The sequence below is a fragment of the Draconibacterium sp. IB214405 genome (assembly GCF_033963885.1).
Classification (GTDB): Bacteria; Bacteroidota; Bacteroidia; order Bacteroidales; family Prolixibacteraceae; genus Draconibacterium.
The window spans coordinates 531,244-548,914 of the sequence record NZ_JAXBMA010000004.1 but is presented as its reverse complement, the minus strand read 5'-3'; the positions used below and the strand labels follow the sequence as shown (position 1 = coordinate 548,914).

The following is a 17,671-nucleotide window of genomic DNA, read 5'->3' as shown; positions in this document are numbered from 1 at the left end:
TTTAGATAGGGTTAGTTAATTAGAAAACTTTAATTTTGCAACGCAAAGTTTGAAAGGTTTAGAATATGGAAATTTTAAAAGTAGTGTTATTAGCAGTTGCCTTGTTAGGCATTGGTATGTTGGGAATGGCGATGAGGATTGTTTTTCTTAAAGGAGGAAAATTCCCGAATACACATGTTGGAGGAAACGCACATTTAAAGAAAAATGGTGTTCACTGTGCTACAACGCAAGATAAATTGGCACAGCGTGAAGCCCGAAAAGAACTGCAATTCAAAAAATTGAATTTAGCAACAGATACAGAAGCCGGTAAGTAACCGGCTTTTTTTGTTTCCTGAGCATTTCGCCAAACCCTTCCGACATATAAACCTGGTTTTCACCACTTTCGTCGGCATAAATAAAATAGATTTCCATTCCCGGTACCTGGCGTGCAATTTCAATACCTACATCTTTACCAAGCACCATAAAAGCAGTGGCAAAAGCATCAGCCGTCATACAATCGTTGGCAACAACCGAAGCACTTAACAAACTGTGTTGAACCGGGTAACCTGAAATCGGGTCGATGGTGTGCGCATATTTTTTACCGTCTTCTTCGTAAAAGTTCAGGTAATTCCCTGAAGTTGCCATTGCTCGGTTATTGAGCATTAAAGCAGCACTTAATTCATTCTCAAAAGGATTTTCTATTGGTTCACGGATTCCGATTGTCCAGATTTTGTCTTTATCGTTCACTCCTTTGGCAACAACCTCGCCACCAATATCCACCATATAATTCAGGCAGCCTTTCTTTTGCAGAAATTCACCGATCAAGTCGCAAGTGTAACCTTTGGCAATGGCACTCATATTTATGGTCATGTGCGGATTTTCTTTTAAGATCTGTCCGTTTTCGAGACGTATCTTTTCATATCCACAAAATTCTTTTAGTGAATCAACCTTTTCTGCCGTCATCTTTTCACGGTCTTCAGGTCCAAATCCCCAAGCGCTAATCAGCGGACCGGCGGTAATATCAAATGCGCCATTTGTAATTTTTGAAATTTCCTCAGCTTTTAAGAAGCATGTTACAAATTCGGATTCGAGTTCAACAGGCGTGTTACTATTTACTTTCGTAATAGTCGCCTCTTTGTCGTAATGCGAAAATATACGCGACAGGCGGTGCAGTTCTTTTTCAATGTCAGGTTGCAGATCGACTCCGTCCGGGATTTCATATTTTATGCTGTAATAAGTGCCATAAATTGTTCCGTTGTTGGCAATGTATTTTGCCCCGTCGCGATTACAAGCCTGAAAAATTAAAATCAGACCAATAAGAATAAGTAGACGCTTGTTCATAGTACTGCTGCTTGAATTTCGTGCAAAATTAGAAAATTTATAAGCAAGCAGCGAGTTCCGGGGCGGAAATGCTAAAGGAGTTTCAATGAAATTTCGGATCGAGATTAAATCATTGAATCAATCAGGCGGTTTAGTTTATCCCGCAAGTCGATCAGGTCTTCAACAGGTATTTTGTCGGTATCGAACTCTGCAACCAGTTTTTCCGGTATTTCAGCAGCCTGAGTACGTAACTGGTTGCCTTTTTCTGTTAGGGTAACCGTTACTTTTCGTTCGTCCTCTTCCGATCGGGTACGTTTTACAATTCCCTGCACTTCCATTCTTTTCAAAAGCGGAGTAATGGTGTTGGTGTTCAGGATCAGTTTTTTGGCAATGGTGTTTACCGGCATGGAATCGTGCTCCCAAAGTACCATTAAAACCAGGTATTGCGGATAGGTAATTCCCAGTTCGTCGAGCATTGGCTGATAAGTGCGTGTTATTAAACGCGAGGCCGCATAGATGGGGAAACAAAGCTGATTACTGAGTTTTAGCTGTTCGAATTCCATGTCGTCAAATTTTCTTGTAAAGATAAAAAATGAAGTCGCTGTTATGCATTTCAACAGCAACTTCATTTTCAGTGCTTACTATTCTGATTTAATTTTGCAGAAGTTTTGCGATATCACTTTCCAGTTTTTCAGGCTTGGTGGTTGGTGCAAATCGTTTCACCGGATTACCATCTGCATCAATCAGAAATTTGGTGAAATTCCATTTGATCTTACTTCCCAAAGTTCCGCGCAGTTCTTTTTTCAGGTATTTATAAATGGGGTGGGCTTCATCACCGTTTACATCGATTTTCGAGAACATTGGGAAAGTAACACCATAGTTTAACAAACAACCTTCAGAAATTGACTTTTCGTCGCCGGGTTCCTGGTTGGCAAACTGGTTGCACGGAAATCCCAGAATCACCAATCCTTTGTCTTTGTAGTCTTTGTACAGTTTTTCCAGACCTTCAAACTGTGGAGTTAATCCACATTTGCTTGCCGTGTTTACCACTAACACTGTTTTTCCTTTGTAGCAGTTCATGGCAACTTCTTTACCTTGTAAACTTGTTGCTGTGAATTGATAAAAATTGTTTTCCATTTTAATTGTCTTTTATTTGTTTTCTTAATTATGTCGTTCGCGATACAAATGTAAGAACAATCTATTATGTCGCAAGCGATATAAAATAAAAATTAAAAAATGGTGATGATAAGTTTACATTACGGAAAACAGTTCGTATTTTTGCGAACAACGAACAATGCACCCCCTATCTTCGTACCTCAGATTATCCCCCTGAAGGGGGAATCGCAAAAAAGATAGGTTAACAGGTGAAAAAAGAGATGGAGAATAATAGATGGAAGTACAAATAATTTCAGATCAGCAACAAAAAATTGCGCGGTATGCAAAAGCGCTCGGACACCCGGTGCGTGTTTATGTATTACAATTACTGGGCAAACAAAGTTGTTGTTACAGTGGCGATTTAAGCGATGAGCTGCCAATTGCAAAGTCAACGTTATCACAACATTTAAAAGAATTAAAAGACGCGGGATTGATTCAGGGAGAAATTGAAGCCCCCCGAATTAAATACTGTGTGAACAAAGAAAACTGGGAAGAAGCGCAGGAGTTATTTAAAGGTTTTCTGAATCTGGACTAAAGAGAATACAAATCGTTCGTGTATGAGCGGACAATAAATAAAAAAACCAAAGAAATATGGATATAAAAGTATTAGGAACCGGCTGCGCAAAATGCAAAAAGCTGGAAGAGCGGACAAAAAATGCAGTGAGCGAATTGGGCGTTGAAGCATCGATTGAAAAAGTGGAAGACATTTATAAGATCATGCAATTTGGTGTAATGAATACACCTGCACTGGTAGTTGACGGAAAAGTGGTTATGAGCGGACGACTTCCGGGAGACAAAGAATTAAAAGAATTGTTGTCGTAGCTACTAACCGCAAAAACCGATTTAGTAAAATAAACATCAACCTTTAACAGCAATATTATGAAGAAATTAATTAGCCTTTTAAGTATTATGCTCTTTGTTGGAGCCATTTCAGCCAATGCACAATGTTGTTCAGGTGCAGCCAAAAGCGGTCCTGCTGCGTCGTGTGATGGTTGTGCGGTAGTTCCGCAATCAAGCGAGGTAAAAGCCTACTATTTTCATGCAACCAGCCGTTGTGTAACTTGTCAGGCAGTTGAGAAAGTAGCTAAAGAAACGATTGAAGAGAACTACAAAGGGAAAGTAACTTTCGAGTCGATCAACCGTGAAGAGGACAAAGACAATCCTTTGGTGAAGAAGTATAAGGTTAGCGGACAAACGTTGTTGCTGGTAAAAGGCGACGAGATGGTTGACCTTACCAGTTCTGCATTTATGAATGCGCGCACCAAACCCGAAAAATTTGAAAAGAGACTGAAGTCTGAAATCGACGCGATGCTCTAATCCGATATGGAGGTATTACAAACAATTTTTGAGAACTCAGAAATTCCGATTTTGTCGGCATTTATGCTGGGGCTTATGACCGCCATAAGCCCTTGCCCGCTGGCAACCAATATTACTGCAATTGGCTACATCAGTAAAGATATTACCAGCCAGAGAAAAGTCTTTTTTAACGGTCTGGTTTATACCTTAGGACGTGCCTTTTCTTATACCGCGATAGGTTTGTTGTTCTTTTTTGGTGCGAGTCAGTTCGAGTTCTCTTCTTTTTTTCAAACCTGGGGCGAAAAAATATTAGGTCCGCTACTTATTATAATCGGACTTTTTATGTTGGGTGTTTTGAAACTCTCCATTCCGGGAGTTGGTTCGCTAACCGAAAAAATGCAAAACCGTTCGAAAAGCGGATTTTGGGGTGTCTTGTTGCTGGGGATTGTTTTTGCACTGGCCTTCTGTCCGTACAGCGGAGTACTGTATTTTGGAATTCTGATTCCGATGACCATAGGCAGTGCCAGCGGATTATACCTGCCAATTGTTTTTGCACTGGCCACAGGAATACCGGTTATCATTTTTGCCTGGTTAATCGCCTTTAGCATTGGTTCGATTGGTAACCTGTACAACAAAATGAAAACCTTTGAGATTTGGTTTCGCCGAGTAATTGCCGTGCTGTTTATCGGAGTTGGTGTTTATTATATTCTTGTACTATTTGTTTTGCCATGGATAAGATAATCTGTTATTGTAAAAATATTAGCGAAGCCGAAATTCGGTCGGCAATGGATAAAGGCGCTAAAAGTTTGCAGGATATAAAAGAAACAACCGGCGCATGTACCGGTTCGGATTGTAAGACACTAAATCCTTCAGGAAAATGTTGTGCTGATGCTATTCGCACGATATTGGGAGAGCAGAAATCGGATAAGCCAAAGTGTTGCTGTTGTGGATAAAGTTGATTGCTGAGTAGGATTGTGCAGCGATTATTGAGATAAAAAATTTTAAAGAAATAGTTCGTAAAAATACGAATGGAGAAGTGATGAGAGAGAAAGTGATTTATTTGAATAGAAAAACAAACGGTTGGTTATTACCCCTTTTTATGTTACCAGTTTGGCTGTTGTTGTACATGAACCTGCAAAATATTGCCGATTTAATTATCGACGATGTAGTTGGGATGACCGCCGGAAAACATTTAACCGAAACACTGCGCTTTTTTATTTATGAAGTGCCAAAAGTAATGCTACTACTGGTGCTGATTATTTTTGGTGTGGGCATTATTCGCAGCTATTTTTCTACAGAGAAGACAAGGAAAATGCTTCAAGGAAAATCCTTGTTTACCGGAAATATAATGTCGGCCTTGTTAGGTATCGTAACTCCTTTTTGCTCGTGTTCGGCAATTCCTCTGTTTCTGGGATTTGTTGAAGCCGGAATTCCCATCGGAGTAACTTTCTCGTTTTTAATTGCAGCGCCTATGGTAAACGAGGTAGCACTTGTTTTACTGGTAGGTCTGTTTGGCTGGAAAGTGGCACTTATTTATGTGGCTACCGGATTAACGATCGCTATTCTTTCGGGTTGGCTGATCGGGAAACTAAAAATGGAAAAATATGTGGCCGAGTGGGTTTACAGCGTAAAAGCAGGTGCCGGGGGAATAGAAGAAGAAAAACTTTCGTTTAGCGATCGTATTCAAAAAGGATTTGATTCGGTACGCGAAATTGTTGGCAAAATATGGATTTACATTATTATTGGTATTGCTGTTGGGGCAGGAGCACACGGTTATGTTCCTGAAGATTTCCTCGGTTCGCTTCTTGGAAAAGAAAACTGGTACGGTGTTCCGCTGGCCATTTTAATGGGAGTTCCGATGTATTCTAATGCAGCCGGAATTATCCCAATAGTAAGTGTATTAATCGATAAAGGAGTGTCGCTGGGTACTGCCCTGGCATTTATGATGTCGGTTATTGCCTTGTCGCTCCCTGAAATAATCATTCTGAAAAAGGTATTAAAGTGGCAACTAATTGCGGCGTTTGTGGGTATTGTTGCCACCGGAATTGTAATTGTGGGTTTCATTTTTAACTATGTGATGTAACAAGTTTCAACTAACGATAAATAACCATAAAAATGAAAACAAAAACCATTGGATTTATTGGTGGCGGACGGATCACAAAGATCTTTCTGCAGGCATTTCAAAACAAAAAAGTTGGTTTTGAAAACGTTAAAGTATTCGACCCAAACAGCGAAACGCTGAGCGCACTAAACGATTTATTTCCTGGGATTGAATTAGCCGAATCGGCACATGAAGCCGCCCAACAACAATTGGTTGTTTTGGCTGTTCATCCGCCGGTAATGGCCGAAACGTTGGCAGCTATAAAAGACGTTGTTACGGAAGAAACACAGGTGCTTTCCCTGGCTCCAAAAGTAACGATCGAAAAAATTACCGGTGCTTTGGGAACGTCAAAAGTTGTAAGGATGATTCCGAATGCAACATCCTTTATCAACAAAGGATACAATCCCGTAGCATTTCACTCTGAAACCGAGAAAAAAGCCAAAAAGAGCTTTATGAAACTGGTAAAAGCTTTGGGCAAAAACTTCGAGGTGGAAGAAAATAAACTCGAAGGATACGCGATAGTTTCTGCCATGTTACCTACCTATTTCTGGTTCCAGTGGGAAGAGATGCTAAAAGTTGCAGAAGCTACCGGTTTGGAAGAAAAAGAAGCGCAGAAAGCTGTGGAAGCTACCTTAAAAAAATCGCTATCCATTTTCTTTAAATCCGGTATGTCGGCAGATGAGGTGAAAGATCTGGTTCCTGTAAAACCTATTGGTGAAGCGGAAGAACAAATCAAAGAAATTTACCAGACAAAATTATTAGGCTTGTACGAAAAGATTAAAGCCTAAAAAAGAACTAAAATAGGAGAAAAGCGAAAGAGGGTAGTCGTTGTGACTTGCCCTCTTTCTATGAACTCATTATGGTTACAAAAACAAAAAACTCTTACTAATCTGCCATTCCTAAAACAATCTTCAGGTAAAGGTCTTGTGGAATTACTGCCGATTTTATCATGTAAAAATCATCTCCCGGCAATAAAAACGAGATGTGATGAAACCGTACATAGGTATGATAAAAAAAGCTGGCCCACGCAAACTCCGGAGCCCGGTCGGGGTATTCGGCCCGAACAAACTCTTCAAGCGTTAATGTCAGCCGGTCGCCTGCAATTTTAATGTTTCGCGGGGTGCGAATAAACAGTGGAGACTGAAGTACAAGCTCCAGGTTGCTGTCCTGATTATATGTTATATCGGCAATTTCTACCTGGTTTGAACTGTCGTTTACTTTTTCAAGATGAATTGCTTGATTTTGAGGGTATTCGTTGAAATATTGTATTGTTCTCATTATTGTGTTTTTTTAGTGTGAATAATTTTTTCCTTGAACGGAAAGCGCATAACCTGCTAAAAAAGAATAGGTTCGTACCTATTACTTATATATGGATCACACTAAAGAGGGCGGGGGAAGGTCAATCAACCAAACGGATAAAAGATAGGAGTAAGTTGCCGGTTTAAATTGAACCGTGCAGTTCTCGTATTCAGAAAAAGAAGAGGCCAAAGTGTCTGATACCAACAAGCCGGAACCTAAAGTAAAACCATCTGAATCCAGGTCTTCAGAAATAAAAACAACAGGTGAAGTGGAATAATAAAATTCTATTGGTTGTGCTGCAACTGTGGTGTTGGTAGTTTGTTGAGATGAAATGGTAGCCTCACTCGCGGAATTTATTCCGAGAAGCAAAAAGCATACGATGTAAAAAATCCATCTCATTTTTCTCTCTTTATTCGATACCTAAAGGTAGCGCTTTGCCGATTGAATTGAACAGAATAAAAGTTAATTAGCGTTAACGTTTCTTATCGAGTTGTTAATAGCAGTTCCTAGCTGATCATTAAGAGTTCATTAACATATTTCTTTGATCAAAAACAGTGTTTTGTGTGTTAAAGGTTACCTTTGCAAGCGAAATCACAAAAAATTTAAATATGGACGAAGGCCCGTATCATCGAAAACTGAAGTTAAACTCTTACCAATAAGGGGCCTTTTTGCCTCCTGTTGGTAACTAAAGAAAAGGAGGTAACACCATGTTGAAAATTTTCAAAACCTTTGGCGGTTATATTGAAATCGATCAGCCGGAAAAAGGTTGCTGGATTAATGTAACAAAACCCAACGCCGAAGAACTCGAATTACTTACTGAAGGCTTTAAAATGCCAAAAGATATTGTCAGGGATATTCTTGATGCCGACGAACGCTCGAGGATTGAGTACGATGATGGGTGGTCGCTGATTATTATCCGTATTCCTGTGCCTGACAAGGATAACGGAGTCCCGTTTTTTACGGTTCCGCTTGGAATTTTTATGACAGATAGTTTTACAATTACGCTGTGCCAGGTAGAAAACGAGGTGCTTCCTTACGAAAGTCCTTCGCTTTACCGCGATAATTATCGTCCCGTAAAAGACGTTCTGAACTTTGCGTTGAAACTGTTTTTACGTACAGCAAATACCTATTTGAGTTACCTGAAATACATCAACCAGCAAACGGCCATTATTGAGCAGGATCTGGAAAAATCGATTCGGAACAAGGAATTGAACCGCTTGCTGAAAATGGAAAAATGCCTGGTGTTCTTTATTACATCGATAAAAGCAAATGAGCTGGTTTTAGCCAAACTTAAGAATGCAAACCGACGTTCGATAAGCGAGATAAACGAAGACCTTTTAGAAGATGCCATTATCGAAAACAAACAGGCCTTGGATATGGCGCAGATTTATTCCGATATTCAAAGTGGAATGATGGATACCTTTGCATCGGTTATTTCGAATAACCTGAACGTGGTAATGAAACAGTTGGCTTCCATCTCCATTATTTTGATGATCCCGACACTTGTTGCCAGTTTTTACGGAATGAATGTTCCAAACAACCTGGAAACACACCGTTGGGCATTTTTTCTGATACTCGGAATTTCAATTATTCTGGCGGTAATTGGTATTCTTATCTTCCGAAAACGCGAATGGTTCTAAAACCAATACCTTAGTACATAATTCTACTTTAACAGGTTATCTTTTTTAATACAATTTTTTGGACTTTTACCCCAACCCTAAAGGGTGAAACCCAAAAATCAATTTGCTTCCCTTTTGGGTTTAGGGTAAAACAGATTGAATTTTTAAATGAATCTGTTAAACTAAAAAGATTCAGTTTACCTTAATTTAATGATTTCTTTAGATGTATATATACGTCGTAATTAAATTTGACGTATATTTACGTCGTTAAAAAAGGTTTGTAAAAATGGTACAATCAAAGACAGATTTATTTGATGAGGAGCTAAAAACGCAGGCAGCTTATTTTAAGGTGTTGGCGCATCCGGCGCGGTTAAAGATACTTCAGTATTTGGCGGAAGCAAACAGTTGCATAACCGGCGATCTGTCGGAAGAGTTACCATTGGGCAGAACCACCGTTAATCAGCACATTAAAGAGTTAAAGGAAGCCGGCTTGATACAGGGACACATCGAAGGTGTTCGCACAAAATATTGTTTAAATCCGGAGAAGATTACTGAAGTGAAAGCGATAATCGAACAATTCTTAAATGGCCTGGATGCCGGAGATTATGAATGTAAAACATCGTAAAATTTAATTAGATAAATAAAATGAAAGTATTAATTCTTTGTACAGGTAACAGTTGCCGCAGCCAGATGGCACATGGTTTTTTACAATCGTTCGATGAACGAATTGAAGTGTTTTCAGCTGGAACGGAAGCCTCAGGAAAATTAAACTCGGGGGCCGTAAAAGCTATGGCCGAAATCGGTCTGGATATTAGTGGTCACACATCAGATTCGGTTCAGAAATATCTGAACGACGAATGGGATTATGTAATTACTGTTTGTGGCGGTGCCAACGAAGTTTGCCCGGCATTTATTGGTAAAGTAAAACACCGTTTGCACATGGGCTACGACGATCCGTCGCATGCAGAAGGAACGCCTGAATTTGTATGGAGCGAATTCCAGCGTGTGCGCGACGAGATTAAAGCCGGATTTTTTAAGCTTTACGAAGACGATATTAAACCGCAACTTTAAAAGGAAGAGGCAATTTGCAGTTGGCAATAGACAAACGCTACAAACTTTGCCTATTGCCATTTTGCTTACTGCCAATTATTAGCTTGATATTTACATCTGTCATTCTCAAATAAAAATGATATGCCATCAAAAAAGCGTTTAAAATTCCTCGACCGTTACCTTACCTTGTGGATCTTTCTGGCCATGGCCGTTGGTGTTTTGGGAGGATACTTTTTCCCTGGAATTGCTGATTTCTGGGAAGCGTTAAAACCATCGGAAGAAAGTACGACTAATCTACCCATTGCCATTGGATTGATCCTGATGATGTATCCGCCGCTTGCCAAAGTCAGGTACGAAGAGTTGGGTGACGTTTTTAAAAACTACAAGGTTTTAACGCTCTCGCTGGTTCAAAACTGGATTATTGGCCCGGTGCTGATGTTTGCGCTGGGGATTTTATTCTTTAAACTTTTTCCCGGACAGGATAACGCCAACCTTCCGTATATGTACGGAATCATCATGATTGGTTTGGCACGTTGTATTGCGATGGTAATTGTTTGGAACGATCTCGCGAAAGGAGATACGCAATATGCTGCCGGTTTGGTAGCTTTTAACTCTATTTTTCAAGTGTTGTTCTTTTCGGTTTATGCCTGGTTTTTTATTGCCGTACTTCCCGGATGGTTTGGTGTGCCAACAAATACGGCAGTTGAAAATATTACCATTGCCCAAATTGCGGAGAGTGTACTTATCTACCTCGGAATACCTTTTGCTGCCGGCTTTCTAACCCGTTTTGTTTTGGTTCGGGTAAAAAGTAAAACCTGGTACGAGCGAAAATTTATTCCAAAAATTAGTCCGCTTACACTTATCGCACTGCTGTTTACCATCGTAGTAATGTTTTCGTTAAAAGGGGAATACATTGTGAAAATCCCGCTCGATGTGGTTGCCATTGCCATTCCTTTGCTGATCTATTTTGTTATCATGTTCCTGCTTTCGTTTTTTATGAGCAAGAAAGTTGGTGCCAATTACGAGCAAAGTACCACGCTGTCGTTTACGGCTGCCAGCAACAATTTCGAGTTGGCCATTGCAGTTGCCATTGCAATTTTCGGAATGAACTCCGGCGAAGCTTTCGCCGCGGTTATTGGTCCGCTGGTTGAAGTGCCGGTTATGATTGCTTTGGTTAATGTGGCACTGCGTTTTAAGAAGAAATATTTTTCTACGCTATAAAAGCTTAAAATATTACATTAATATTAATTGAGAAACCTCGTTACATTTTAAAGTAACGGGGTTTACTTTTTTACCTGAGTACTTTATCCTGGTGCCCCAAACATCACTCCCTTTATAATTCGTGTTTGTAAACATTTGTGCTTATTTAAGGCGTGTCGTATTTTGATACACAATCATTTGTTTGTATCTTTTTCGGAAATTACTAACTCTTTAGGTGCCTACAAATGAAAAAACAGTCTTTAGTTTTCCGAATTCCTACACTCTTCAGTTTTTTTTAGACTGTTAGACGAAGTGCTCATCTTCAATTCTTTCAAAAAAATGATGATCTAACTCGAATGGATATGAGTATGAATCTTATTGATAAATCATTGAGAATGGTACAACCTAGTTTTGTAATGTGAAAAATGCTAAAGCAAATCACAAAACAAATAAGTATAAATTTTAACAACAAAGTATTATGAAACTAGTAACATTATTAGCAGGCATTCTGTTATTTTCAGCTTGCCAGCAAAATTCAAATGAGCTTGGTAAAACGCAAGCCGCTTCAGGTGAACCTGACAGAACTGTTCTGCCAATTACTCCTCCTGAACTTCCAAAATATACCGAACTCGACGCCAGGGATGCTACACCTCCTGAGCCATGGTCACTGAAGGCTCCAGAAGACGCCCCTAACGTAGTTGTTGTATTACTCGATGATATGGGATTCGGACAAAGTAGTGCTTTTGGAGGTCCGATTCGAATGCCGGCAGCAGATAAACTGGCCAGGCAGGGACTCCAATACAATAGTTTTCATACAACGGCTATGTGTTCTTCTACTCGCGCCGCTTTATTGAGCGGACGTAATCATCATACCAACAGGATGGGCGCAATTGCCGATGTGGCAACTTCATTCCCGGGCTACACAGGAATGACACCACAGAGTTGTGCTACCATTGCTGAAGTGTTAAAACTGAATGGTTACAACACAGCGCAATATGGTAAAAACCACGAAACCGGACCATGGGAAGTAAGTGTTTCGGGACCTAAGACCCGTTACCCGAATTACAAAGGTTTTGAAGAGTTTTATGGTTTTATGGGTGGCGAAACCAACCAGTTCCGCCCTGCTCTTTTCCATAACACAACAAAAGTGGAAATGGATGAGGAAGATCCCGATTATCACTTAACCGAAGATATGGCTGATAAAGCAATCCTGTATATGAAAAGTCAAAAAGCATTAACTCCTGATAAACCATTCTTTGTATATTTTGCACCGGGTGCTGTTCATGCCCCGATACATGTTCCCGACAGATATATGGATAAGTATAAAGGTGAGTTTGACGAAGGTTGGGATGTATTGCGCGAAAAAACTTTAGCTCGTCAGATTGAAATGGGTATAGTCCCGGAAGGTACCAAACTGGCAGAGAAACCTGACTACATCAAAGACTGGGATGATTTGACAGAAACAGAAAAGAAAGTTTATGCCCGTCAGATGGAAGTATTTGCAGCATTTGGAGAACACACCGACGATCAGGTTGGACGACTTTACGATGCAATTGAAGACATGGGAATTGCTGAAAATACCATATTTATCTACATACTTGGAGATAATGGTGCCAGTGCTGAAGGAATGGCAACAGGATTGTTTAACGAAAATGTGTATTTCAATGCAATACCCGAGTCAGTTGAATTCTTAAGCGAGAACCTCGACAAATTTGGAACAGATGAATCATATGCGCATTATGCTTCAGGTTGGGCGATTGCCGGTTGTACACCTTTTAAATGGGCAAAACAGATTGCCGGTAACTTTGGTGGAACCCGAAATGGATTGATTATTGATTGGCCGGGTCATATTGAGGAAACGGGAGTTATTCGTGAGCAATTCTGCCACGCTATCGATATTGTTCCCACTATCCTCGATGCAGTAGGTTTACCTCAGCCTGTAAGTGTTAATGGAGTAGAGCAATTACCTATGGAAGGAACAAGCCTTATTGAAACTTTTACAGATCCTTCAACACCGGAATTACGCACTACCCAATATTTCGAAATAGCAGGTAACCGCGGTATTTATCATGATGGCTGGATGGCTTCTGTTGTGCACAAAGCTCCGTGGGAATTGCATCCACGCTGTTCACTAGCCGATGATGTATGGGAATTGTTTAATGTAGAAGAAGACTTTAGCCAAAGCACAAATCTTGCTGATCAGTATCCTGAAAAGGTTAAAGAGATGGAAGCTTTGTTCATGGAAGAAGCTGAGAAATACAATGTATTGCCACTTGACGACCGCACCATCGAGCGTTTTAATGCAAAAGAGGCAGGGAGACCTGATTTAATGGAAGGTCGAAAAACGCTTACTGTGTACGACGGTATGTACCGGATGTTGGATAACGCATTTATCAATGTTAAAAACACCAGCCTTTCTTTCACTACCGAAATTGAAATCGGGAATAACGCTGACGGGGTTATACTTGCTCAAGGTGGACGTTTTGGCGGTTACAGTTTATATATGATGAATGGAAAACCTGCATACAGTTATAACTGGGGAGGTGTAGAACATTACGATATAATTAGTAATAAAGTATTATCCGCGGGCAAACATACCCTTGTTTACGAATTTGAATACGATGGAGGAGGACTTGGGAAAGGTGGTACCATGACTATTTTAGTAGATGGTAATAAGATTGCCGAAGGCCGTATCGAAAACACCATCTCAAACCTTTACTCATTAGATGAAGGTGCCGATGTTGGCTTCGACGAAGGAACGAACGTTACTCCAAACTACGGCGAGTACAATAACCGTTTCTCAGGAAAAATCAATTTCGTTAAAGTGGATATTGAATAGAGAATTAATCAATAGATAAAAAATAGGCTGTCCAATAAGTAAAATGGGCAGCCTGTTCAATCAACTACGTAATGAATAATCTTGATTAAGGATTATTAAAATATTGAGAAGTGGTTTTCGGATGGTAATTAGGAGATTTATCAAAATCACTGATAGCACGGAATCCACTTATCCTTTTGGATATAATTAAATTCTTTTATCGCATAAAATATAAAAAATGAAAAAAATAAAAACACTAACAGGCTTTTTGTTGGCAGTGTTGCTGTTTGTAGGCTGTGCAACAGAGAAACCGGAAGGAGAAAAACTTCCGAAAGGATTGCCCGAATTTAAAGGGGAAATTGGAAGGACATTTGAAGACTCAAAAGAAGATTACCCGCAACCACTACATGCACCTGAGGATGCCCCAAATGTGATCTTGATACTATTGGATGATGTGGGCTTTGGACAAGCCGAAACATTTGGAGGGCCAATCTCCACACCCGCGTTAACTAAACTGGCAAAAGAAGGTGTTTCATATACTCAGTTTCACACCACCGGTATTTGTAGCCCGACTAGAGCGGCGCTGCTAACCGGAAGAAATCATCACCAAATGGGATTTGGAACGATTTCAGAACTTTCAACTGGTTATCCCGGCTACCATAGTATTTGGGGCAAAGATGCAGCCAGTGTTGCAGAGGTACTAAAACAAAACGGTTACAGTACCGGGGCATGGGGAAAGTGGCACAATACACCCGACTGGGAAACCAGCCCAATTGGCCCGTTCGACAGATGGCCAACAGGAATGGGATTCGAGTATTTTTATGGTTTTCAGGGAGGTGAAACCAGTCAATGGGAACCTCAGTTGTTTAAAAATACAATTCCGGTTGAGCCAGGTAAAACTCCGGAGCAAGGATATCATTTAACCGAGGATATAACAGAAGATGCCATTAGCTGGCTTCGTAATCAAAAATCGTTAGATGATGAAAAACCGTATTTCCTGTATTTTGCTCCCGGAGCAGCACATGCACCCTTACATGCTCCCAAAGAATGGATCGCAAAGTTTAAAGGACAATTTGATGACGGTTGGGATAAGATGAGAGAGTATACTTTGGAGCGTCAGAAAAAAATGGGAATTATTCCTGCTGACACAAAATTAACTCCACGCCCTGAAAGTATTCCTGCATGGGAAGACCAAACGGAAGACGCTAAAAAAGTATATGCCAATCAAATGGAAGTGTTTGCCGCCTTTTTAGCGCATACCGATTATTATATAGGAAAGCTGATAGAAGAAGCGCGCTCACTACCGGGTGGTGAGAATACCATTGTAATGTATGTTGTAGGTGACAATGGTGCCAGTGCCGAAGGAAGCATGACCGGTACTTTAAACAACATGATGACCCAAAACGGGTTTCCTGACAGTATTGAACGACAGTTGGAATTAATGGATGAAGTTGGAGGAAAAAACCACGAAAATCACTTTGCTGTGCCATGGGCTTGGGCTGGAACTGCTCCTTTTCAATGGATGAAACGAGTGCCTTCACACTTTGGTGGTACCCGAAACGGTTTAGTTGTTTCGTGGCCTGAAGGAATAAAAGCTAGTAGCGAAATACGTACTCAGTTTCACCATGTGGTTGATATTGTGCCCACTATTTATGAGATAGCAAATATTAAAGTTCCTCAGGAGGTTAATGGTGTTCAGCAGTTGGATATGGCTGGCGTTAGTATGGCCTATTCATTCGATAATAAAGATGCAGAAAGCACACGTAAAACACAATACTTCGAAACCGGAGGTCATCGTGCAATTTATAATGAAGGCTGGGTGGCAGCATCATTTCATGGAGTACCATGGGAACTTCAGGGATCTATTGGTTTCGATAACGATGTTTGGGAGTTGTACAATATCGAAGAAGATTTCTCGCAGGCGAATAACCTGGCCGATCAATACCCTGAAAAACTGGAAGAATTGAAAAGGCTATTTGATGAAGAAGCCCAAAAATATAGTGTTTATCCATTGGATGACCGCTTTGTGGAAAGGGCCTCGAATCCTGAAAGACCATCATTAACAAAGGGCAAAAATTCGTTTACTTATATGCAGGGAACTGTTCGCGTACCCGAAGGATCAGCTCCAAAAATATATGCAAGAACACATAGTATTACAGCAGAATTGGATTATAAACCAGGTGATGAAGGAGTGATTGTTGCTACCGGTGGTAGCGCAGCCGGGTATACATTCTATATAAAAGATAACAGGTTGCACTACTCTTATAACTTTTTTCATATGAACCATTACGATATTTCATCGAATATTACTTTGCCTGAAGGTAAGTTAGAAGTAAAAATGGTTTACACCCAGGAGTCTGAAGAATGGGGCGGTGGCGGTACTGCCCAGATATTTGTGAATGGACAAGAAGTTGGAAAAGGGAAAGTCGATAAAGTTGTACCCGCCCGATTCTCGGCTACTGAAACTATGGACATCGGAATGGATTTAGGAGCTCCGGTGACGCCAAATTACCATGGCCCGTTTAAGTATCCGAATACGATTAAGCATGTAACATTCGATTTGATTTAGAAAACTTTAGCTGCAAGTCCCGGGTATTACATGAAGCTGTAATATTCGGGACTTTCATTTTAGAAAAGATAATCTTTCTAATGAAGTGAGAGGCTAAATAATTTTTTCTTTTGTTAAGGTTTCTCTATCTTTCTGTTTCATTACTAATCTTGAAACTTTTAGAGAATAAGTAGAAAATGGCTCTTAATGTTAGCAGTGACAGAATTGACAGATTTGACGATATTTTAAATCGGATAGCAGTTTTAGAGGGTGAAAATACCTATCGTATATTGCCCGATATTGGAACTGGCACTTTTGAGTGTTACCCTGCTGAGAACTGCAGTTTATACATTGGTCATTTTAAAACCTTACAGGATTTTCGTTTTCAACGTTTTCCCGACCCGTCCAATCCCTGGAATTATACTATTTCTTTTAAGACTTTTGAAAATCAACTGGATACTCACGAATGGGTAAACAGTACGATAAAAAAAGCGAGTGAAGGAATTATGCTGAACTCAAGCGAATCGACGATAAACAGCATTTGGCATAAAAATACGGAATGCAAAATGGTGTATTTAACGTTTAACCTGGAATGGATAAAACGGCTCGAAAAGTATCTGTTATTTCCTGAACTGGTGCGGAACCTGTTCGAAGAATATAAAAATCCGATGTTTCATGTACCGTTAACTGTTGATATGAAACATAACTTACGGCAGGTTTTTCATCCTTCCGGAGAGATTACCAAAGAATTTAGAGCTTCGTATTTATACAATAAAACTATCGAACTTTTCATTCAGGCCGCTGGCGGAACCTATCTTCGTGTTCAAAACCAGGCGAAGAAATTATCTGTTCATCCTGATGATTTACACACTATTGAGCAGGTTAAAATTCAGCTAATAAATAGTTACCAGGAACCGCCAACGGTTGCCGATTTAGTGGCGCAAACCGGAATGAGTAAAAGTAAATTGCAACGTCTTTTCCATGCTGTTTATGATACATCAATTTACCAGTTCATTAAAAACATCCGGCTCGAAAACGCCATGGAACTTTTAATGCAGGGGCTTTCGGTAACCGAAGTGGGTTACGATGTGGGTTATTCATCTATTCCCAATTTTTCCAAAGCTTTTAAAGAGCAATTTCAAGTGCTTCCCGGTCAGGTGGGGGCTCGGTAATCCTTACTTTTTTCTTAATCCCAACACTTTAACCCTTTTCCATAACTACTTGATTCTTTTGGATAAGAAAGCTGTTCGCTTATGCTGCATCTTTGTAGTGTAATAATAAAACAA

The 17,671-nt window shown here is 40.1% G+C and carries 20 protein-coding genes; 15 read left to right on the top strand and 5 right to left on the bottom strand.

The features are described from left to right. The first annotated feature begins 65 nt into the window (after positions 1-65). The gene (locus SLH46_RS14775; protein WP_320281981.1) at positions 66-314 is read left to right on the top strand and encodes a hypothetical protein; all 249 of its coding nucleotides are present in this window, start codon (positions 66-68) and stop codon (positions 312-314) included. Here SLH46_RS14775 and SLH46_RS14770 read toward each other — a convergent pair. From SLH46_RS14770 to SLH46_RS14760, 3 genes are all read right to left on the bottom strand, one after another. After that, positions 271-1,320: an FAD:protein FMN transferase gene (locus tag SLH46_RS14770; RefSeq protein ID WP_320281980.1), complete on the bottom strand. Its 1,050-nt coding sequence runs from the start codon at positions 1,318-1,320 to the stop codon at positions 271-273. The genes SLH46_RS14775 and SLH46_RS14770 overlap by 44 nt on opposite strands. A gap of 104 nt (positions 1,321-1,424) precedes the next feature. Further along, a complete protein-coding gene (locus SLH46_RS14765; RefSeq protein WP_320281979.1) occupies positions 1,425-1,862 on the bottom strand; it encodes a MarR family winged helix-turn-helix transcriptional regulator in 438 nt (145 codons plus the stop codon). Positions 1,863-1,950: 88 nt separating this feature from the next. After that, positions 1,951-2,436, bottom strand: coding sequence for a glutathione peroxidase (locus SLH46_RS14760; protein ID WP_320281978.1), 486 nt, complete (start codon positions 2,434-2,436; stop codon positions 1,951-1,953). 253 nt (positions 2,437-2,689) lie between these two features. Here SLH46_RS14760 and SLH46_RS14755 point away from each other — a divergent pair, with 253 nt between their 5' ends. From SLH46_RS14755 to SLH46_RS14725, 7 genes are all read left to right on the top strand, one after another. Continuing rightward, positions 2,690-2,989, top strand: coding sequence for an ArsR/SmtB family transcription factor (locus tag SLH46_RS14755; protein WP_320281977.1), 300 nt, complete (start codon positions 2,690-2,692; stop codon positions 2,987-2,989). A gap of 56 nt (positions 2,990-3,045) precedes the next feature. Beyond that, on the top strand, positions 3,046-3,276 hold the full coding sequence (locus SLH46_RS14750; RefSeq protein ID WP_320281976.1) for a thioredoxin family protein: 231 nt from the start codon (positions 3,046-3,048) through the stop codon (positions 3,274-3,276). Positions 3,277-3,333: 57 nt separating this feature from the next. Then, positions 3,334-3,771 (top strand): nitrophenyl compound nitroreductase subunit ArsF family protein, encoded by a 438-nt coding sequence (locus tag SLH46_RS14745; protein ID WP_320281975.1) that lies wholly within the window; start codon positions 3,334-3,336, stop codon positions 3,769-3,771. Between the two features lie 6 nt (positions 3,772-3,777). After that, a complete protein-coding gene (locus tag SLH46_RS14740; protein WP_320281974.1) occupies positions 3,778-4,491 on the top strand; it encodes an aromatic aminobenezylarsenical efflux permease ArsG family transporter in 714 nt (237 codons plus the stop codon). Continuing rightward, the gene (locus tag SLH46_RS14735) at positions 4,479-4,703 is read left to right on the top strand and encodes a (2Fe-2S)-binding protein (protein ID WP_320281973.1); all 225 of its coding nucleotides are present in this window, start codon (positions 4,479-4,481) and stop codon (positions 4,701-4,703) included. The genes SLH46_RS14740 and SLH46_RS14735 overlap by 13 nt, the downstream gene beginning before the upstream one ends. Before the next feature lie 146 nt (positions 4,704-4,849). Next, the gene (locus SLH46_RS14730) at positions 4,850-5,833 is read left to right on the top strand and encodes a permease (protein WP_320281972.1); all 984 of its coding nucleotides are present in this window, start codon (positions 4,850-4,852) and stop codon (positions 5,831-5,833) included. 32 nt (positions 5,834-5,865) lie between these two features. Next, positions 5,866-6,639: a pyrroline-5-carboxylate reductase family protein gene (locus SLH46_RS14725; RefSeq protein ID WP_320281971.1), complete on the top strand. Its 774-nt coding sequence runs from the start codon at positions 5,866-5,868 to the stop codon at positions 6,637-6,639. Between the two features lie 97 nt (positions 6,640-6,736). On the opposite strand, the gene SLH46_RS14720 is transcribed toward SLH46_RS14725, so the two are convergent. Both SLH46_RS14720 and SLH46_RS14715 read right to left on the bottom strand, forming a co-directional pair. After that, the gene (locus SLH46_RS14720; RefSeq protein ID WP_320281970.1) at positions 6,737-7,129 is read right to left on the bottom strand and encodes a hypothetical protein; all 393 of its coding nucleotides are present in this window, start codon (positions 7,127-7,129) and stop codon (positions 6,737-6,739) included. Between the two features lie 96 nt (positions 7,130-7,225). Beyond that, complete coding sequence (locus SLH46_RS14715; RefSeq protein WP_320281969.1) at positions 7,226-7,549, bottom strand: hypothetical protein; 324 nt, start codon at positions 7,547-7,549, stop codon at positions 7,226-7,228. 308 nt (positions 7,550-7,857) lie between these two features. Here SLH46_RS14715 and SLH46_RS14710 point away from each other — a divergent pair, with 308 nt between their 5' ends. From SLH46_RS14710 to SLH46_RS14680, 7 genes are all read left to right on the top strand, one after another. Then, complete coding sequence (locus tag SLH46_RS14710) at positions 7,858-8,790, top strand: magnesium transporter CorA family protein (RefSeq protein ID WP_320281968.1); 933 nt, start codon at positions 7,858-7,860, stop codon at positions 8,788-8,790. Positions 8,791-9,055: 265 nt separating this feature from the next. Further along, positions 9,056-9,394, top strand: coding sequence for an ArsR/SmtB family transcription factor (locus SLH46_RS14705; RefSeq protein ID WP_320281967.1), 339 nt, complete (start codon positions 9,056-9,058; stop codon positions 9,392-9,394). Positions 9,395-9,414: 20 nt separating this feature from the next. Continuing rightward, positions 9,415-9,840: an arsenate reductase ArsC gene (locus tag SLH46_RS14700; RefSeq protein WP_320281966.1), complete on the top strand. Its 426-nt coding sequence runs from the start codon at positions 9,415-9,417 to the stop codon at positions 9,838-9,840. A 120-nt stretch (positions 9,841-9,960) separates the two neighbouring features. Continuing rightward, entirely contained in the window at positions 9,961-11,040 is a 1,080-nt protein-coding gene (arsB, locus tag SLH46_RS14695; protein ID WP_320281965.1) for an ACR3 family arsenite efflux transporter, read from the top strand. Positions 11,041-11,497: 457 nt separating this feature from the next. Next, entirely contained in the window at positions 11,498-13,858 is a 2,361-nt protein-coding gene (locus tag SLH46_RS14690) for an arylsulfatase (protein WP_320281964.1), read from the top strand. Between the two features lie 217 nt (positions 13,859-14,075). Next, entirely contained in the window at positions 14,076-16,406 is a 2,331-nt protein-coding gene (locus SLH46_RS14685) for an arylsulfatase (RefSeq protein WP_320281963.1), read from the top strand. Positions 16,407-16,582: 176 nt separating this feature from the next. Next, positions 16,583-17,557, top strand: coding sequence for a helix-turn-helix transcriptional regulator (locus SLH46_RS14680; protein ID WP_320281962.1), 975 nt, complete (start codon positions 16,583-16,585; stop codon positions 17,555-17,557). Positions 17,558-17,671: the final 114 nt, after the last annotated feature.